The organism is Chryseobacterium sp. SIMBA_029 (genome assembly GCF_046535275.1).
In the GTDB taxonomy this organism is placed as follows: Bacteria; Bacteroidota; Bacteroidia; order Flavobacteriales; family Weeksellaceae; genus Chryseobacterium.
This window is the reverse complement of the sequence record NZ_JAWRXA010000183.1, coordinates 1-291: the sequence shown is the minus strand read 5'-3', so window position 1 is coordinate 291 and position 291 is coordinate 1. Positions and strand designations below refer to the sequence as shown.

1 protein-coding gene is annotated in these 291 nt (G+C 62.9%); it reads right to left on the bottom strand.

What is annotated here, in order from left to right; genetic code table 11:
- Positions 1-291, bottom strand: a 291-nt coding sequence (locus tag SB679_RS23740) for a zf-HC2 domain-containing protein (RefSeq protein ID WP_410704718.1), incomplete at both ends; no start/stop codon positions are given.

The following is a 291-nucleotide window of genomic DNA, read 5'->3' as shown; positions in this document are numbered from 1 at the left end:
CTGGTTGAGCAATCGTCGGGACTGCCACTGCGGCCTTGATCGGCGCCAAGCCGCCGATGATGCCCAGTCCTGCGCCCTTCCCGGCCCATGCCGCAGCTGGAATGCCAGTGATCATCGGGAGAAGTACAGCCCGCATGGTGCTCTGGACGTCCTTGAGTTCGCCCAAGGCGGCGGTACATTTCGAGCAACCGTTCAGGTGCGCCCGCACCTTGCGTTCCGCGGCTGTGGAAAGCCCACCCCGAATGAAGCTGCCCAGTTCGCCGGCATATTCGGCACAACCAGCATTCTTCT